Source organism: Salipiger thiooxidans (assembly GCF_900102075.1).
Taxonomy (GTDB): domain Bacteria; phylum Pseudomonadota; class Alphaproteobacteria; order Rhodobacterales; family Rhodobacteraceae; genus Salipiger; species Salipiger thiooxidans.
In genome coordinates this window covers 250,457-266,749 of sequence record NZ_FNAV01000007.1, presented here as the reverse complement: position 1 = coordinate 266,749, position 16,293 = coordinate 250,457, and the positions used below count along the sequence as shown (strand labels likewise).

14 protein-coding genes are annotated in these 16,293 nt (G+C 66.9%); 9 read left to right on the top strand and 5 right to left on the bottom strand.

What is annotated here, in order from left to right:
* The first annotated feature begins 9 nt into the window (after positions 1 to 9).
* The 3 genes from BLQ77_RS12780 to BLQ77_RS12770 all read left to right on the top strand — a co-directional run bounded on the left by BLQ77_RS12780 (position 10) and on the right by BLQ77_RS12770 (position 4,094).
* Positions 10 to 1,593 (top strand): permease family protein, encoded by a 1,584-nt coding sequence (locus tag BLQ77_RS12780; RefSeq protein ID WP_008888187.1) that lies wholly within the window; start codon positions 10 to 12, stop codon positions 1,591 to 1,593.
* A 113-nt stretch (positions 1,594 to 1,706) separates the two neighbouring features.
* Positions 1,707 to 3,023: a guanine deaminase gene (guaD, locus tag BLQ77_RS12775; protein WP_375360202.1), complete on the top strand. Its 1,317-nt coding sequence runs from the start codon at positions 1,707 to 1,709 to the stop codon at positions 3,021 to 3,023.
* Between the two features lie 186 nt (positions 3,024 to 3,209).
* Positions 3,210 to 4,094 carry a bifunctional allantoicase/(S)-ureidoglycine aminohydrolase gene (locus BLQ77_RS12770; protein WP_089959657.1) on the top strand — a complete coding sequence of 295 codons (885 nt, stop codon included), beginning with the start codon at positions 3,210 to 3,212 and terminating at the stop codon, positions 4,092 to 4,094.
* On the opposite strand, the gene bhcR is transcribed toward BLQ77_RS12770, so the two are convergent.
* Positions 4,075 to 4,917: an HTH-type transcriptional regulator BhcR gene (gene bhcR, locus BLQ77_RS12765; protein WP_089959655.1), complete on the bottom strand. Its 843-nt coding sequence runs from the start codon at positions 4,915 to 4,917 to the stop codon at positions 4,075 to 4,077. The genes BLQ77_RS12770 and bhcR overlap by 20 nt on opposite strands.
* A gap of 168 nt (positions 4,918 to 5,085) precedes the next feature.
* Between bhcR and bhcA the strand changes: the two genes are divergently transcribed.
* The 4 genes from bhcA (at position 5,086) to bhcD (ending at position 9,489) form a co-directional block, all read left to right on the top strand.
* Complete coding sequence (bhcA, locus tag BLQ77_RS12760; protein WP_089959653.1) at positions 5,086 to 6,276, top strand: L-aspartate--glyoxylate aminotransferase BhcA; 1,191 nt, start codon at positions 5,086 to 5,088, stop codon at positions 6,274 to 6,276.
* Entirely contained in the window at positions 6,276 to 7,247 is a 972-nt protein-coding gene (gene bhcB, locus BLQ77_RS12755) for a beta-hydroxyaspartate dehydratase BhcB (protein ID WP_089959648.1), read from the top strand. The genes bhcA and bhcB overlap by 1 nt, the downstream gene beginning before the upstream one ends.
* A gap of 3 nt (positions 7,248 to 7,250) precedes the next feature.
* Positions 7,251 to 8,414 (top strand): 3-hydroxy-D-aspartate aldolase BhcC, encoded by a 1,164-nt coding sequence (gene bhcC / locus BLQ77_RS12750; protein WP_089959645.1) that lies wholly within the window; start codon positions 7,251 to 7,253, stop codon positions 8,412 to 8,414.
* A 109-nt stretch (positions 8,415 to 8,523) separates the two neighbouring features.
* Positions 8,524 to 9,489, top strand: coding sequence for an iminosuccinate reductase BhcD (gene bhcD, locus BLQ77_RS12745; protein ID WP_089959643.1), 966 nt, complete (start codon positions 8,524 to 8,526; stop codon positions 9,487 to 9,489).
* A 507-nt stretch (positions 9,490 to 9,996) separates the two neighbouring features.
* Here the strand turns inward: bhcD and BLQ77_RS12740 are convergent.
* The 3 genes from BLQ77_RS12740 to puuE are packed head-to-tail and all read right to left on the bottom strand — an operon-like array spanning position 9,997 to position 13,364.
* Complete coding sequence (locus BLQ77_RS12740) at positions 9,997 to 11,412, bottom strand: uracil-xanthine permease family protein (protein ID WP_089959640.1); 1,416 nt, start codon at positions 11,410 to 11,412, stop codon at positions 9,997 to 9,999.
* A 51-nt stretch (positions 11,413 to 11,463) separates the two neighbouring features.
* Entirely contained in the window at positions 11,464 to 11,943 is a 480-nt protein-coding gene (locus tag BLQ77_RS12735) for an ureidoglycolate lyase (RefSeq protein WP_089959639.1), read from the bottom strand.
* Positions 11,940 to 13,364, bottom strand: a complete 1,425-nt coding sequence (gene puuE / locus BLQ77_RS12730) for an allantoinase PuuE (protein ID WP_089959636.1) — start codon at positions 13,362 to 13,364, stop codon at positions 11,940 to 11,942. Before puuE ends, BLQ77_RS12735 begins: the two co-directional genes overlap by 4 nt.
* 157 nt (positions 13,365 to 13,521) lie before the next feature.
* Here puuE and uraH point away from each other — a divergent pair, with 157 nt between their 5' ends.
* Positions 13,522 to 13,878, top strand: a complete 357-nt coding sequence (uraH, locus tag BLQ77_RS12725; protein WP_089959634.1) for a hydroxyisourate hydrolase — start codon at positions 13,522 to 13,524, stop codon at positions 13,876 to 13,878.
* On the opposite strand, the gene BLQ77_RS12720 is transcribed toward uraH, so the two are convergent.
* Complete coding sequence (locus tag BLQ77_RS12720; RefSeq protein WP_089959631.1) at positions 13,863 to 14,792, bottom strand: LysR family transcriptional regulator; 930 nt, start codon at positions 14,790 to 14,792, stop codon at positions 13,863 to 13,865. The genes uraH and BLQ77_RS12720 overlap by 16 nt on opposite strands.
* 98 nt (positions 14,793 to 14,890) lie before the next feature.
* Between BLQ77_RS12720 and BLQ77_RS12715 the strand changes: the two genes are divergently transcribed.
* On the top strand, positions 14,891 to 16,126 hold the full coding sequence (locus BLQ77_RS12715; protein ID WP_089959629.1) for a urate hydroxylase PuuD: 1,236 nt from the start codon (positions 14,891 to 14,893) through the stop codon (positions 16,124 to 16,126).
* Positions 16,127 to 16,293: the final 167 nt, after the last annotated feature.

The following is a 16,293-nucleotide window of genomic DNA, read 5'->3' as shown; positions in this document are numbered from 1 at the left end:
AGATCCCACATGCGGGAAGGGAGCTACACCTACAAGCTGTTCTCACGCAGCGATTTCAGTGCCTTCTGGGCACTGTTCACCGACAACCTGATCAATCTTATGGTGCTGGCAGGCGTCTGCCAGTTCGTATTCGGCATGCCCGCGGAGATCGTCTACGGCCGCATCCTGCCCGGTGCCGCGGTGGCGATCCTGTCGGGTGTCGCGGCCTATGTGGTGCTGGCGAAACGCGCCGCCGCCCGGCACGGGCGTGACGTCACGGCACTGCCCTACGGCATCTCGACGCCGGTGATGTTCGTCTATCTGTTCGGGGTCATCGGGCCGATCTACTGGGCCACCAACGATCCCATGCTCGCCTGGCAGGTCGGCATCGGCGCCGGCTTCATGGGCGGCATTGTCGCCGGCATGGGCGCGCTCGTCGGGCCGTGGCTGAAGCGGGTCACGCCGCGCGCCGGCATGCTTGGCACACTTTGCGGCATCGCGCTGGTGTTCATCGGCACCGTGCCGCTGGCGACGGTCTTCGAGCAACCCTATATCGGCTTTGCCTCGATGATCATCATCCTCTGGGGTCTCGTCGGGCGATTCCGCCTGCCGTTCAACATCCCCGCAGGCCTGCTGGCGCTGATCGTCGGCACCTTGGTGGCATTCAGCATCGGCGAGGCGCGGATCAGCCTCGAGGGCACCGGATTTTACCCGCCGCTGCCCTACGTCGGCGACCTGATCGCCGGGATCCGGCACCTCTTCGCCAACCCCGAGCTCTTCCTCGTGCTGGTGCCGGTACAGATTTACAACTTCATCGAGACGATGAACAACGTCGAGAGCGCCGAAAGCGCCGGCGACCACTACCCGGTCGGCGTGTGCCAGATCACCGACGGGCTCGGCACGATGATCGGCGCGGTCTTCGGCTCGCCCTTCCCGACCACCGCCTATATCGGCCACCCGGCCTACAAGCGCATGGGGGCACATGCGGGCTACATCATCGGCGTCGGGCTGGTGATCCCGGCCGCCGCCTTCCTCGGGCTGCTGGCCTTCCTGAACAACCTGATCCCCGAGGCCGCCGCCGCGCCGGTGCTGGTCTTCGTGGCGCTGAGCCTGATCACCAACACCGCGCATTGCGTCCGCACCGAACACATGGCGGCCGTGACCATCGCCATGATGCCGCATGTGTCGTCCTTCCTGATGATCAAGTGGGGGGCGCTGATGGGTGCTCTGCAGGCGACCGGCGTGGAGGGCCTGCCGCGGCTCGGAGACGAGGCGCTGACGGCGGCGCTGCTGCAGCAGGGCGCACATTTCGCCGGCCACCAGTCGCTGAGCCAGGGTGCGATCCTGACAGGGCTGATCTGGGGCGCCATCGTCGCCAGCGTGATCGACGGGCGGTTCCGCAACGCCGGCGGCTTCGCGCTGGCCGCGGCGCTGATGTCGCTGGTGGGGATCATCCACGGCGCCAGCCTGCATTGGCCGCAGCTCGGCCCGGTCTCGGCCGGATACCTGATCGCCGCCGCGTTCCTTTACATCTACCCGCTGTTCCACCGCGAGGGCGCGGCGCAGAATCAGAACGTGGTGCTCGAGGAGCCGCCTGCCACGCCCGCGGAGTGAACCGGGCAGAGCCATCCGCACACCACCGGCGCGGGCCGCACTGCGGCCCCCGCCCTTTCAACCCCTCTCCCTGCCTGCCGAAAGGTGACCCCTTGAAGACCGACCAAGTGCTGATGCGCGGACGCATCCTGAGTTTCACCGCCGAGCCGCAGGGCCCCGAGGACCATGCCGCCTACAGCTACATCGAGGATGGCGCGATCCTGATCGGCGGCGGGCTGATCCGCGCCACCGGCAGCTACGACAAGCTGTCGCGGCAGGCACCGGCGGTGCCGGTGGTCGACCACCGCCCGCACCTGCTGATGCCCGGTTTCATCGACACCCACATCCACTACCCGCAGGTGCAGGTCATCGCGTCGTGGGGCGCGCAGCTTCTGGACTGGCTGAACGCCTACACCTTCCCCGAAGAGACCCGCTTTGCCGATCCGGCCCATGCCGAAATGATGGCCGACTGGCTGCTCGGCCAGCTCTGCGCCCATGGCACCACCACCGCCGTCGCCTATGCGTCCGTACACGAGGCCTCGGCCGAAGCGCTCTTTGCCGCCGCCGCGCGCCGTGACATGCGGATGATCACCGGCAAGGTGATGATGGACCGCAACGCCCCCGAGGCGCTGTGCGACACGCCGCAGGCGGGCTACGACGCCAGCAAACGGCTGATCGCGCGCTGGCACGGCAAGGGCCGCGCGGGCTATGCCATCACCCCGCGCTTCGCCATCACCTCGACGCCCGAGCAGCTGGAGGCGGCGGGTGCGCTCGCGGCCGAGCATCCGGGATGCCACGTGCAGACCCACCTTTCGGAGAACCGTGACGAGATCGCCTATACCCTCAGCCTCTACCCCGACGCCCCCGACTACCTCGGGGTCTACGAGCGCTACGGGCTGCTCGGGCCCAAGGCACTGCTCGGCCATTCGATCCACCTCACGCCGCGCGAGATCGACCTGCTGGCCGAGACCGGCGCGAAGCCGGTGTTCTGCCCGACCTCGAACCTCTTCCTCGGCAGCGGGCTCTTCGACGACGCCGGGCTGCGGGCGCGCGGGATCTGCAACGCCATCGCCACCGATGTCGGCGCGGGCACCAGCTACTCGATGCTGCAGACCCTGAACGAGGCCTACAAGGTGCTGCAGCTGCAGGGCCAGAAGCTGCACCCGCTGCGCGCCTTCCACTGGATCACCCGCGGCAATGCGCTGGCGCTGGGACTCGAGGACAGGATCGGCACGCTCGAGCCGGGGACCGAGGCCGACATCGTCGTGCTCGACTCCTCGGCGACCGAGCCGATGGCGCTGCGCATGCTGCGCGCCGGAACCCTGAGCGAGGAGCTTTTCGTGCTGCAGATGCTGGGGGACGACCGCGCCGTGGCCGAGACCTATGTCGCGGGCGTGCCGCAAAAGCGCGGGGCGGCCCGGGTCCGCCAGCCGGACTTGCAGCCGGCCTGAGCCCTGCGCCTCCCCTGCCCGCCGGGCCAGGTGGCCGGGAGAGGACAAGGTGCTGTTCCGCGATATCGGGAAATCCATCGCGATTATCATTTTTTTCCGAAAGGACCTTTCGTCCCGGGCCCGGTCGCCCGCGCGTCGCACAGCGCCCATACTCTCGTCAAATTCCTTCGCCTCGGAGCCAAGACCATGACTGCCCCCCAGACCAGCTACTACGCCCCCGAAGGCGGCCACCCGCCGCAGAGCCAGTTGCTGACCGACCGCGCGGTGTTCACCGACGCCTACGCGGTGATCCCCAAGGGCACGATGCGCGACATCGTGACCAGCTTCCTGCCGTTCTGGGAGCGCACCCGGCTCTGGGTGCTGTCGCGCCCGCTCAGCGGATTTGCCGAGACCTTCTCGCAGTACATCATGGAGGTGCAGCCGGGCGGCGGTTCGGACCACCCCGAGACCGACGCAGGCGCCGAGGGCGTGCTGTTCGTCGTCGACGGCGAAGCCACGCTCACCGTCGAGGGCGAGACCCACGTTCTGCGCGAGGGCGGCTATGCCTTCCTGCCGCCCGCCACGCTCTGGACGCTGCGCAACACCGGCAGCAAGGCGCTGCGCTTCCACTGGATCCGAAAGGCCTACGAGGCGGTGCCCGGCCTGCCCCATCCCGAGGTGATCATCGCCAACGAGCAGGACATCGCCCCCACCCCGATGCCCGGCACCGACGGCAAATGGGCGACCACCCGCTTTGTCGACCCGAGCGACCTGCGCCACGACATGCACGTCACCGTGGTGACCTTCGAGCCCGGCGCGGTGATCCCCTTCGCCGAGACGCATGTGATGGAACACGGGCTCTACGTGCTCGAAGGCAAGGCGGTCTATCGGCTCAACCAGGACTGGGTCGAGGTCGAGGCCGGCGATTACATGTGGCTGCGCGCCTTCTGCCCGCAGGCCTGCTACGCCGGCGGGCCCGGCCGCTTCCGCTACCTGCTCTACAAAGACGTGAACCGGCACATGGCGTTGCGTCCGTCGGGCACGGCACAGCCCATGCCCGCGCCCCGCAAAGTCAGCGCACCGGCGGCCTGACCCCGCCGATCGCCGCTGTAAGCTCCCGGGCCGCGCGCATCACCGCGCGGCTCGCTTCGTGCGTGCTCTCCTCGCCCATCCGGATGGTCGGGCCCGACACCGAGATGCCCGCCACCGCCTCGCCCGAGGCATCGAAGACCGCCGCCGCGATGCAGCGCATACCGAGGTTTCTCTCTTCCGCATCAATGGAATAGCCACGCTCCCGGATCGCCGCGAGATCGTTGAGCAGCGCCTCTGGCGAGGCCAGCGTGTGCGGGGTGAACCGTTCCATCGGCCGCGCCCGCAGCTTCTCCAGCCGCTCGCCCGGCATCTCGGCCAGCAGCGCCTTGCCAATGCCCGAGGCATGCAGCGGCGACAGCGTGCCCGGCGGAAAGAACGCGCGGATGCTTTCGTGGGTCTCGACCTGGCTGACGAACAGCACCGAGGCCTCGCGCACGATGCCGAGGTTGGCGGTTTCCCCGGTCTCTTCCATCAGCCCGCGCAGGATCGGCCGCGCCCGCTCGACAAGACTGGTGCGGCGCAGGAAGCGCGCGCCGATGACAAAGGCCTGCGGGCCGATGTGCCAGAGCTGTTCGGTCGGATCGAACTCGACCAGCCGCCGTCCCTCGAGGGTGACGAGGATGCGGTAGACCGTGGCCGGGGACTGATCAAGATCGCCCGCCAGTTCCGACAGCGTGAGGCCGGGGCGGCTGCTCAGATACTCCAGAACCTCCATCGCCCTGTCGAGCGACTTGATGGTGTTCTGCGCGCTGTTGTCTTCCCAGCCGCGCGGCCGTCCACGGGCACGGCGAGGGCTGATTTCGGCATCTTTCGGAGAATCCATGAAATCCCTTTCATTTTTATTGAAAGCCACATTCACGATATGAAAAAATTAACTCTCTGACAATGCGATACTTTCTCCCTTCTTTCATTTTTGAAAAATGATTTCAAAAAAATTTCACTGCGCGCGCCGCCCGGTTAAGGTGTTCTCTAGAGACCAGAGGAGGTGGCCATGAGCTTCCAGAACCCCGTTTTCATCCCGGGCCCGACCAATATCCCCGAGAGCCTTCGCAAGGCCTGCGACATGCCGACGATCGACCATCGCTCGCCGCTGTTCGGGCAGATCCTTCACCCGGCGCGCGAGGGCGTGCGCAAGGTGCTGAAGAGCGACGCCGCCGAGGTCTTCATCTTCCCTTCGACCGGCACCGGCGGCTGGGAAACGGCGCTCAGCAACACGCTCTCGCCCGGCGACACCGTTCTGGCGGCGCGCAACGGCATGTTCAGCCACCGCTGGATCGACATGTGCCAGCGCCACGGGCTGAGCGTCGAAATCGTCGAAACCCCCTGGGGCGAGGGCCTGCCCGCGCACCGCTACGCCGAGATCCTTGCCGCCGACAAGCAGCACCGCATCAAGGCCGTTCTCGCCACCCACAACGAGACCGCCACCGGCGTGCGCTCGGACATCGCCGCAGTGCGCCGCGCGCTCGATGACGCGGGCCACCCGGCGCTGCTGTTTGTCGACGGCGTGAGCTCCATCGCCTCGATGGATTTCCGCTTTGACGAGTGGGGCGTCGACTGCGCCGTCGCCGGCTCGCAGAAGGGCTTCATGCTGCCGCCCGGCCTCGCCATCGTGGGTTTCAGCGACAAGGCCATGGCGGCGACCCAAACCGCCAGGCTGCCGCGCACCTTCTTCGACGTGCAGGACATGGCGAAGGGTTACGCCAACAACGCCTACCCCTACACCCCCGCCGTCGGCCTGCTGAACGGGCTGAACGAGGCCTGCCGCATGCTGCTCGACGAGGGGCTGGAGAACGTCTTCGCCCGTCACCACCGCATCGCGGAAGGCGTGCGCTGCGCGGTCCGCGCCTGGGGGCTGGAGCTTTGCGCCGCCTCGCCCGAGGTCTACTCGGACACGGTCAGCGCGATCCGCACACCCGATGGGTTCAACGCGACGGATATCGTCAGCCACGCAGCGCAGACCTATGGCGTCGCCTTCGGCACCGGGCTTGGCGAAGTCGCCGGCAAGGTGTTCCGTATCGGCCATCTCGGCAGCCTGACCGACGTGATGACCCTCTCGGGGCTGGCGACGGCCGAGATGTGCATGAAGGACCTCGGGCTCGACATCACGCTCGGCTCGGGCGTCGCGGCGGCGCAGGAATTCTACCGCGCGACCCCCGCGCTCGCCCGGAAGGCGGCCGCGTGATGAAGGACATTGAGCTGAACATCCCCACCTATGACGATATGCTGGCGGCCCACGTCCGCATCGCGCCGCACATCCACCGCACCCCGGTCCTGACCTCGTCCTTCCTGAACGAGCTCTCGGGCGCGCAGCTCTACTTCAAGTGCGAGAACTTCCAGAAGGCCGGTGCTTTCAAGGTGCGCGGAGCCTCCAACGCGGTCTTCGGCCTCTCGGAGGCCGAGGCGGCCAGCGGCGTCTGCACCCACAGCTCCGGCAACCACGCACTGTCGCTGAGCTACGCCGCAGGTCGGCGCGGCATCCCCTGCAACGTGGTGATGCCGCGCACCGCGCCGCAGGCCAAGAAGGACGCCGTGCGCGGCTATGGCGGGATCATCACCGAGTGCGAGCCCTCGACCTCGTCGCGCGAAGCGGTCTTTGCCGAAGTACAGGCGGCCACGGGCGGCGATTTCGTCCACCCCTACAACGACCCGCGGGTGATCGCGGGCCAGGGCACCTGCTCGCGCGAGTTCATGGAACAGACCGACGGGCTCGACATGGTCGTGGCGCCGATCGGCGGTGGCGGGATGATCTCGGGCACCTGCCTGACACTCTCCACGCTCGCCCCCGAAGTGCAGGTCATCGCCGCCGAACCCGAGCAGGCCGATGATGCCTACCGCAGCTTCAAGGCCGGGCACATCATCGCCGATGACGCCCCTGAGACCGTGGCCGACGGGCTGAAGGTGCCGCTCAAGGATCTGACCTGGCACTTCGTCTCGAACCACGTCAGCGACATCCTCACCGCCTCCGAGGACGAGATCGTCGAGGCGATGAAGCTGATCTGGAAGCGCATGAAGATCGTGATGGAGCCCTCGAGCGCCGTACCGCTGGCCACCATCCTCAAGAACCGTGACCGTTTCGCCGGCAAGCGTGTCGGTCTCATCATCACCGGCGGCAATGTCGATCTCGACCGCCTGCCCTGGACCAAAGGAGCCTGAGCCATGAATGCACCCGTGACTTTCGACAAACTCGAGGTCGGCTATGACGTGCCGGCGCTGCCCGGGATGGATGCCGCAGAGATCCAGACCCCCTGCCTGGTGCTCGATCTCGACGCGCTCGAGCGCAACATCCGCAAGATGGGCGACTACGCCCGCGCCCATGGCATGCGCCACCGCGTGCACGGCAAGATGCACAAGTCCGTGGACGTGGCGAAGCTGCAGATGCGGCTTGGCGGCGCCATCGGCGTGTGCTGCCAGAAGGTCTCGGAGGCCGAGGTCTTCGTGCGCGGCGGCATCAAGGACGTGCTCGTGTCCAACCAGGTGCGCGATCCGCAGAAGATCGACCGGCTGGCGCGGCTGCCGAAGCTCGGCGCGAAGATCATTGTCTGCGTCGACGACCTCGCAAATGTCGCCGAGCTGTCGCAGGCGGCGCAGCGCCACGGCACCACGCTCGAGTGCTTCGTCGAGATCGACTGCGGCGCCGGACGCTGCGGCGTGACCACGGCCGAGGCGGTGGTCGAGATCGCGCAGGCCATCGACGCCGCCGAGGGGCTCCGGTTCACCGGCATCCAGGCCTATCAGGGCGCGATGCAGCATCTCGACAGCTACGAGGCGCGGCGCGACAAGCTGAACGCGGCCATCGCGCAGGTGAAGGAGGCCGTCGCGGGGCTGGAGGCGGTCGGGCTGAAGCCCGAGCTGGTCTCTGGCGGTGGCACCGGAAGCTACTATTTCGAGAGCAACTCGGGCGTCTACAACGAGCTGCAATGTGGCTCCTACGCCTTCATGGATGCCGATTACGGCCGTATCCGCGACAAGGATGGCAACCGCATCGACAACGGCGAGTGGGAGAATGCCTTCTTGATCCTCACCCAGGTGATGAGCCACGCCAAGGCGGACAAGGCGATCTGCGACGCCGGTCTCAAGGCACAGTCGGTCGACAGCGGACTGCCGGTGATCTTCGGGCGCACCGATGTCGAATACGTCAAGTGCTCGGACGAGCACGGCGTGATCTCGGACCCGCAGGGCGTGCTCAAGGTCGGCGACAAGCTGAAGCTGGTGCCGGGCCATTGCGATCCCACCGCCAATGTCCACGACTGGTACGTCGGGGTGCGCGGCGGCAAGGTCGAGACGCTGTGGCCGGTCTCGGCACGCGGCAAGGCCTACTGAGCCCCCTCCCCCACGTTGACGCTGCCCGGTCCGACCGTCCCGGCAGGCTCGCCCGCGCGCTCCACTGACCACCCGGCGCGCGGGTGTCTTTTCTTTGCAAGGAGAGCCCATGCTCATCGTTCCCGAACGCGAGATCGCCGACCTGATGACCCGCGAGGCCGCCTTTTCCGCTGTAGAACAGGTGTTCGCCTCCATGGCCGCCGGTGACGCCTACAACTTCCCCGTCGTGCGCGAGGCCATCGGCCACGAGGATGCGCTCTACGGGTTCAAGGGCGGCTTCGACCGCGCTGGCCTGACGCTGGGGCTCAAGGCCGGCGGCTACTGGCCGCACAACCTCGAGAAGCGCGGGATGATCAACCACCAGTCCACGGTGTTCCTGTTCGATCCGGACACCGGCAAGGCAAAGGCCATGGTCGGCGGCAATCTTCTGACAGCGCTGCGTACCGCCGCTGCCTCGTCCGTGTCGATCCGGCACCTCGCGCGCGAGGATGCAAAGGTGATCGGCATGGTCGGCGCTGGCCACCAGGCGACCTTCCAGCTGCGCGCCGCGCTCGAGCAGCGCGATTTCGACAAGGTGATCGGCTGGAACCTGCACCCCGAGATGCTGCCCAACCTCGAGAAGGTCGCGGCCGAGGCGGGCCTGCCCTTCGAGGCGGTCGAGCTGGAGGGGATGCGCGCTGCGGATGTGATCATCTCGATCACCTCCTCCTTCGACGCGATCCTCATGGAAGAGCATGTCGCACCCGGCACCCACATCGCCTGCATGGGCACCGACACCAAGGGCAAGCAGGAGGTCGCGCCTGCGCTGCTGGCGAAGGCAGCGGTGTTCACCGACGAGGTCTCGCAATCGGTTTCCATCGGCGAGGCGCAGCATGCGGTGGCGCAGGGGCTCATCCGCGAGGCGGACATTGCGCAGCTCGGCGCGGTGATCAACGGCGCACACCCCGGGCGCCGTTCCGCCGAGGAGATCACCCTTTTCGACGGCACCGGCGTCGGCCTGCAGGACCTCGCGGTCGCTGCCGCCGTGGTCGATCTGGCGGTCGAGAAGGGCATCGCCATCGAGGTGGATTTCTGACCGCCGAACTGGCACACCGCGGCGCAAGAAGGATGCGCCGCCCCGCCCGAGGGCGGCCTGCCCGGCGAGTGATCATCCGCGCAGCGCCACGCCGCGCTTCAGGCTGAAGGCGGACACGGACCCTATCGACGCCAAGGCCCCGGACACGCTGCCCGGGGCCTTGGCATGTGCGGGCGCTGGCGATCCCGATGCGTCCTGCGGCAGGCAACACCGACCCGCGGACGCGGCGCTGCGACCGTGCAGCCTCCCTCCCGAGGCGGGACCATGGGTCGCGCAGGACACGAGCCAAAGGATGTCGTGCCCCCGGCCGTTTCGTCGCGTGGCCATTTCTCCGCGCTAGGCCGGCCCTCGGCGCGCAGGCCATCCGGCGCCCGGGGCCGACCCGGACCCGAACACAGGGCGCGACGTCACGAGAACCCGTACCGGCGGGTAATGTTTTATGCGCGGGCGACACAAAAAGACCCCCGGCGCGACGGCCGGGGGTCTGCAGAGGCGCAGCGCGGGCGATCACTCGCCGGGCAGGCTGCCCCGTTTGTTGCCGGACATGCCGCCCGAGACTTCCTCGGTGCTCTCGGCGGCCAGTTCCTCGGGCAGCACGAGGTTGAGGATGATCGCGATCAGCGCGGCCGGCAGGATGCCGCTGGTGGCCAGGACCTTCATCGTCCCGGGCAGATATTGCAGCGCGTCCGGCTCAAGCTGCAGACCGAGGCCAAGCGACAGTGCAATGGCGAAGATCACCATGTTGCGGCGATTCCAGTGCACATCCGACAGCATCGAGATGCCCGCGGCGACCACCATGCCGAACATCACGATGACACCGCCTCCCAGCACCTCGATCGGCACCGACGAGATCACCGCGCCGATCTTCGGCACCAGCCCGCAGAGGATCAGGAACAGCGCCCCGATGGTCACGACGGTGCGGCTCATCACCCCGGTCATGGCGATCAGCCCGACGTTCTGCGAAAACGAGGTGTTGGGCAGCGCGCCGAACAGGCCCGAGACCGCGGTGCCGAGACCGTCCGCGAAGGTCGCGCCCTGGATCTCGCGGTCGGTGGCCTCGCGGCCCGCACCGCCCTTGGTGATGCCCGAGACGTCGCCCACGGTCTCGACCGCCGACACGAAGGACATGGCGCAGAAGCCGATGATCGCAGCCGTCGAGAACTCGATCCCGAAATGCAGCGGGTTCGGGAGCGCGAAGGGCGCGGCTGTGCCGACATTGCCAAGGCTGACCTGCCCCAGCGCGAAGGCCAGCACGTAGCCCGCCAGCAGGCCGACCAGCACCGCCGAGACCGAGAGCATCCCGCGGGCGAAGAACTTCAGCCCCAGCGTGACGATGATCACCGTCCCGGCCATCAGCCAGTTGAGGCCCGAGCCGTATTCCGCCGTGCCGATGGCCGGCACGCCGCCCGCCGCATACTGGATGCCGACCTTGACCAGCGCGAGACCGATCATCGTCACAACAAGGCCGGTGACCAGCGGCGGCAGCGCAAAGCGCAGCTTCCCGATGAAGAGGCCAAGCGTCGCGTGGAACAGCCCTCCCACGACGATGCCGCCCATCAGCACCGCGACCGCGTCGACACCCTTGCCCGCCACCAGCGGGATCATGATCGGGATGAAGGCAAAGCTGGTGCCCTGCACGATCGGCAGCCGGGCACCCACCGGGCCGAAGCCGATGGACTGGAACAGCGTCGCGATGCCGGCGAAGAACATCGACATCTGGATCATGTAGATCATCTGCGGAAAGTCCGGGCTGTTGGAGCCGAAGCCGAAGCCCGCCGCCCCGCAAACGATGATCGCCGGCGTCACGTTGGATACGAACATGGCCAGCACATGCTGGATGCCCAGTGGCACCGCCTGGATCAGAGGGGGGGTGTAGTTCGGGTCTCGCAACTGCTCGGGTGTGCCAAGAGATGTGTCAGCCATTGTCGTCTCCCTATGGATGCGGGTGCCGGCTCCTTTTCCGACCGCCCTTTTTCATTCGATCGTGTAAGGCTTCTTGAACCAGTGCTCCTGCAGGTTGTCCCCGTCGCCGATCCGGTCGATCACGGCAAAGAGGCCGGAGCCTGAGAGCGGCGTCAGGACGCCGTGCCAGGTACTGCGGTGGAAATTGATGCCCTGCCCCGGCCGGGACGCGAAGGCGCGCGGCGTTCCCGGCCGGCCATCCTCATCGGGCGCCACGATGACCAGAAAGCCGTCCATCGACATCGGCAGGAAGGCCTGGCTGCCCAGCGGGTGGCGTTCCATCATCTCGAGCCGGTACGGCAGCGCGCGCAGCTCGGCCTGAAACAGGCTGATCCCGGCGCGGCCGCCTTCGGGGAAGTCCAGCGTGGCGCGGTCGTGGTAGCGCCCGCACAGCCCCTGGTTGATCACCTTGTCCGGCGCACCTGCGGTGTCGAGCACCTCGCCGAAGGAGGCGAAGACGTCGGCGGTCAGCGGCTGGATGCGGATCGTCATGCGTCCAGCTTCTCGGCCAGGCGCAGCTCGGCGATGCGCTCCACCTGACGGCAGGCCTCGGCGAACTCGGTGGCGCGGTCGTTGCCGATGCGGCGGTGGAACGCTTCGAGGATCGAGGCCTTGGTGTTGTCCTTCACCGCGATAATGAAGGGGAAGCCGTGGCGGGCGACGTACTCCGCGTTGAGCTGCTGGAAGTTCGCGCGTTCCTCGTCGGTGAGCATGTCGAGCCCCGCCCCCGCCTGCTCGGCGGTGGATTCGGCAGTCAACCGCCCGGCGGCGGCAAGCTTGCCGGCAAGATCGGGGTGCGCGGTCAGCACGCCAAGGCGCTGCTCGTCCGTGGCCGCGCGGAACACCCGCGCCAGCGCGTTGTGGACACCCGTGGCGCTGTCGTGATGCGGCCCCAGTTCGAGCGCATGCGCGCCTTCGGCGATCCACGGCGAATGTTCGAACACACCGCCGAAGGCCTCGACGAAGCTCCCGCGATCCATCTGCGACGGGCGCGGGCCGGCCTTGGGCGGATGGGCCTTCGCCCAATGATCGGCGATCTCCTCGCGGGTTGCGAACCAGACACCCTCGTGCCCGGCCATATGCTCCAGCGCCCGCCTCAGCGCGATGGCCCGGCCCGGGCGGCCCGCCAGGCGGCAATGCAGCCCGATGGACAGCATCTTCGGCCTGCCCCGCTGGCCTTCGGCGTAGAGCATGTCGAAGCTGTCCTTCAGGTAACCCTCGAACTGCGCGCCATCGGTAAAGCCCGCCTGGATCGCGAAGCGCATGTCGTTGCAATCCATCGTGTAGGGCACGATCAGCTGGTCCCTGCCTCCCGCCTTCACCCAATAGGGCAGATCATCGGCGTAACTGTCCGCAATATAGGCGAAATCCCCCTCCGCGGCGGCCAGATCGACGGTGTTCATCGAGCAGCGGCCGGTGTACCAGCCGCGCGGTGTGCTGCCCGTCACCTCGGTGTGCAGGCGGATCGCCTCGCGGATCTGGACGCGCTCCTCCTCGGGGGACATGTCCTTGTGCTCGACCCACTTGAGGCCGTGGCTGGCGATCTCCCAGCCGGCCTCCCGCATCGCCTTCACCTGCTGCGGCGCGCGCGCCAGTGCGGTGGCGACGCCGTAGACGGTCACGCCGCCCTTGCCGAGGATGTCGGTCAGAAGACCCTGCAGCCGCCAGAACCCGGCCCGGCTTCCGTACTCGTAGATCGTCTCCATGTTCCAGTGCCGCTGGCCCGGCCAGGGCTGGGCGCCGGTAATCTCGGACAGGAATGCCTCGGACGCGGCGTCGCCGTGCAGGATGTTGTTCTCGCCGCCCTCTTCGTAGTTCACCACGATCTGAACCGCGATCTTCGCGCCGTTGGGCCAGCGGGCATCGGGCATGTCGGGGCCGTGACCGGCCATGTCTCTGGGATAGCGTTGCAAATCCAAACCTCCGCTTTGGCCTATTGGTAAGCGATAAAATGCGGAACCATTGTCAAAAAGAATACGAAAGAGCCTTCGGCAACTGTCGCTTTGCGAGCACGCGACTGTCGGGGGTAGAAAAACGGCGACACGACTGGCAGCAACGCAGGAGCCCAGCATGACCGGATACCTCACCACCCACGTTCTCGACACCGCCCGCGGGACGCCCGCCGAGGGCATCACGATCCTGCTCTACCGGGTCTCGGGAAGCTCGCGCGACAAGATCGCCGAGAGCATGACCAACGCGGACGGGCGCACCGATGCCCCGATCCTCGCCGCCGAGCAGTTCAGGACCGGCACCTACGAGCTGGTCTTCCAGACCGGCGACTACCTGCGCGCGACAGGTCAGGCCGAGGGCGACACGCTCTTCCTCGACCAGGTGCCGATCCGTTTCGGCATGTCAGATCCCGACGCGCACTACCACGTGCCGCTGCTGCTCTCACCGTTCGGCTATTCGACCTACCGCGGTTCCTGAACCGGGCTCGTCCCGGCAAAGGCGTCCGAGATGCGCGAAATCATGAACTCCATGAAGATGCGCGCCTTCGGATCCTGCTGCCGCCGGTGACTGAACAGGCAGGCCATCTGGATCGGTTCCGGCGGGCTTGCCTGAGCGACCTCGACCAGCGCGCCCGAGGCGAGGTGCTCGGCGACCTCGAAACGCGGCTTCATCACGATCCCCTGCCCCGACAGCGCCCAATCGGTCAGCACGTCGCCATCGTCGCTCTCGTAGCGACCGGTGACGGCGAAGCGGCGCGGCCCCTCCGGTGTCTCGAGCCGCCACTGGAATTCCTGAGCGCCTGGAAACCGCAGGTTCAGACACTCATGCCCGTCCCGTATCAGCGCGTCGCCATCCGCGGGCATGCCGCGACGGGCGATATAGGAGGGTGCGGCGCAGAGCAGCCGCTCCACATCGGCGATCTTGCGGATCCGCAGCGTGCTGTCCTCGGGCTGGCCAAGGAAGAAGGACAGGTCCAGCCCCTCGGTCGTCAGGTCGACCTTGCGGTCGGTCAGCCGCAGACGCACGCTGACCTCGGGGTATTCCGCAAGAAAATCGGGCACCTGTGGCGCGATCAGCCGCCGCCCCACCCCCAGCGGTGCCGCCACGTATAGCGAGCCCTTCAGCTTCTCGGTGACATTGACGATCTTCGCCTCGGCGCTTTCCACCGCTTCGAGGATTTCGGTCGCGCCACGATAGAAGCTCTTGCCATGTTCGGTGGGCGACAGGCTGCGCGTGGTGCGCTGGAACAGCCGCACGCCGAGCCGCTCTTCCAATTGCGAGATTCGCGACGAGGTCACCGCCGAGGAAATGCGCAGGTCCCGCCCCGCCGCAGACATGCTGCCCAGTTCGTAGACACGGACGAAGGTGCGGATGTTGTCGAAATAGGACATTATTCGACTTTATTTGATACTGTTTGGGAATTCCAGAAATACCAGAACAAACTCGGCTGCGATAGGGTATCTCGAACGCCACCTGAGGGAGCATCTACATGTACGACATGGCCATTATCTGGGACTGGATCGCCTTCTGCGTCCGCTGGCTGCACGTCATCACCGCAATGGCCTGGATCGGCGCATCGTTCTACTTCATCGCGCTCGACCTGATGCTCAAGCCCGGCAAGGCCCTGCCCGACGGCGCCTATGGCGAGGAATGGGAAGTCCACGGCGGCGGCTTCTACCACACGGTCAAATACCTCGTGGCGCCCGCGCAGATGCCCGAACACCTGACTTGGCACAAATGGCAGAGCTACACGACCTGGCTGTCGGGCGCGGCGCTGCTGATGATCGTCTACTGGGTGGGAGGCGAGCTCTTCCTGATCGACCCGACCAAGGCGGATCTCGCGCTGTGGCAGGCCATCCTGATTTCCGGAGGCTCGCTGACCATCGGCTGGCTGGCCTATGATTTCATGTGCAAATCCAGCCTCGGCGAGCGCCCGACGCTGCTGATGCTGCTGCTCTTCGCCATCCTCGTGGCGATGAGCTGGGGCTACAACCAGATCTTCACCGGCCGCGCGGCGCTGCTGCATCTCGGGGCCTTCACCGCGACGATCATGACCGGCAACGTATTCTTCCAGATCATGCCCAACCAGCGCATCGTGGTCGCGGATCTCAAGGCCGGGCGCAAGCCCGACGCGAAATACGGCAAGATTGCCAAGCTGCGGTCGACCCATAACAACTACCTGACGCTGCCGGTGGTCTTCCTGATGCTGTCGAACCACTATCCGCTGGCCTTCGGCACGCAGTTCGCCTGGATCATCGCCTGCCTGATCTTCCTGACCGGCGTGACGATCCGCCACTACTTCAACACCATGCACCGCACCGGCAAGGGACCGACCTGGACCTGGCCCGTGACCGCCGTGATCATGGTGCTGATCGCCTGGCTGTCCACCGTGCCCGGCATCGACAGCTACGAAGAGAGCGAAGCCCGCGCCCTGACGCCGATCGAGGAGAAATTCGCATCGGCCGAGGGCTTCGAGGACGCCTATTTCGCGGTGGTCGGCAACTGCTCGATGTGCCACGGGCGCGAGCCGTCCTGGGAAGGTCTGCACTGGCCTCCAAAGGGCGTGGTGCTGGAAACCGAGGCCGACGTCGCGCGCCACGCCGAGCAGATCTACATGCAGGCGGGCCGGACCCATTCGATGCCGCCCCCCAACGCTATCCAGATGGACGAAGACGCCCGCCGGCAGATCGTCACCTGGTACCGTGGCGCGAAGATGGGCGGCTGAGCCGTATCGCCTTTGAAGGCGTCGGGGTCACAGACCCCGGACCTGTGACACCCGCATTGGACCGTGGCGATGATCTCACCGCGATGCGTCGGCTGAATCGCCATCTTTGGCACCTCATAGGGCAAGCACAAGCGGCTCACCTTCGCGAGGAAGGTGTCCCTCCGCCA

Excerpts from the sequence above, each read along its gene's own strand:
- BLQ77_RS12780 (WP_008888187.1), top strand. The coding sequence starts at position 10 with ATGCGGGAAGGGAGCTACACCTACAAGCTGTTCTCACGCAGCGATTTC.
- guaD (WP_375360202.1), top strand. The coding sequence starts at position 1,707 with ATGCGCGGACGCATCCTGAGTTTCACCGCCGAGCCGCAGGGCCCCGAG.
- BLQ77_RS12770 (WP_089959657.1), top strand. The coding sequence starts at position 3,210 with ATGACTGCCCCCCAGACCAGCTACTACGCCCCCGAAGGCGGCCACCCG.
- bhcR (WP_089959655.1), bottom strand. The coding sequence starts at position 4,917 with ATGGATTCTCCGAAAGATGCCGAAATCAGCCCTCGCCGTGCCCGTGGA.
- bhcA (WP_089959653.1), top strand. The coding sequence starts at position 5,086 with ATGAGCTTCCAGAACCCCGTTTTCATCCCGGGCCCGACCAATATCCCC.
- bhcB (WP_089959648.1), top strand. The coding sequence starts at position 6,276 with ATGAAGGACATTGAGCTGAACATCCCCACCTATGACGATATGCTGGCG.
- bhcC (WP_089959645.1), top strand. The coding sequence starts at position 7,251 with ATGAATGCACCCGTGACTTTCGACAAACTCGAGGTCGGCTATGACGTG.
- bhcD (WP_089959643.1), top strand. The coding sequence starts at position 8,524 with ATGCTCATCGTTCCCGAACGCGAGATCGCCGACCTGATGACCCGCGAG.
- BLQ77_RS12740 (WP_089959640.1), bottom strand. The coding sequence starts at position 11,412 with ATGGCTGACACATCTCTTGGCACACCCGAGCAGTTGCGAGACCCGAAC.
- BLQ77_RS12735 (WP_089959639.1), bottom strand. The coding sequence starts at position 11,943 with ATGACGATCCGCATCCAGCCGCTGACCGCCGACGTCTTCGCCTCCTTC.
- uraH (WP_089959634.1), top strand. The coding sequence starts at position 13,522 with ATGACCGGATACCTCACCACCCACGTTCTCGACACCGCCCGCGGGACG.
- BLQ77_RS12720 (WP_089959631.1), bottom strand. The coding sequence starts at position 14,792 with ATGTCCTATTTCGACAACATCCGCACCTTCGTCCGTGTCTACGAACTG.
- BLQ77_RS12715 (WP_089959629.1), top strand. The coding sequence starts at position 14,891 with ATGTACGACATGGCCATTATCTGGGACTGGATCGCCTTCTGCGTCCGC.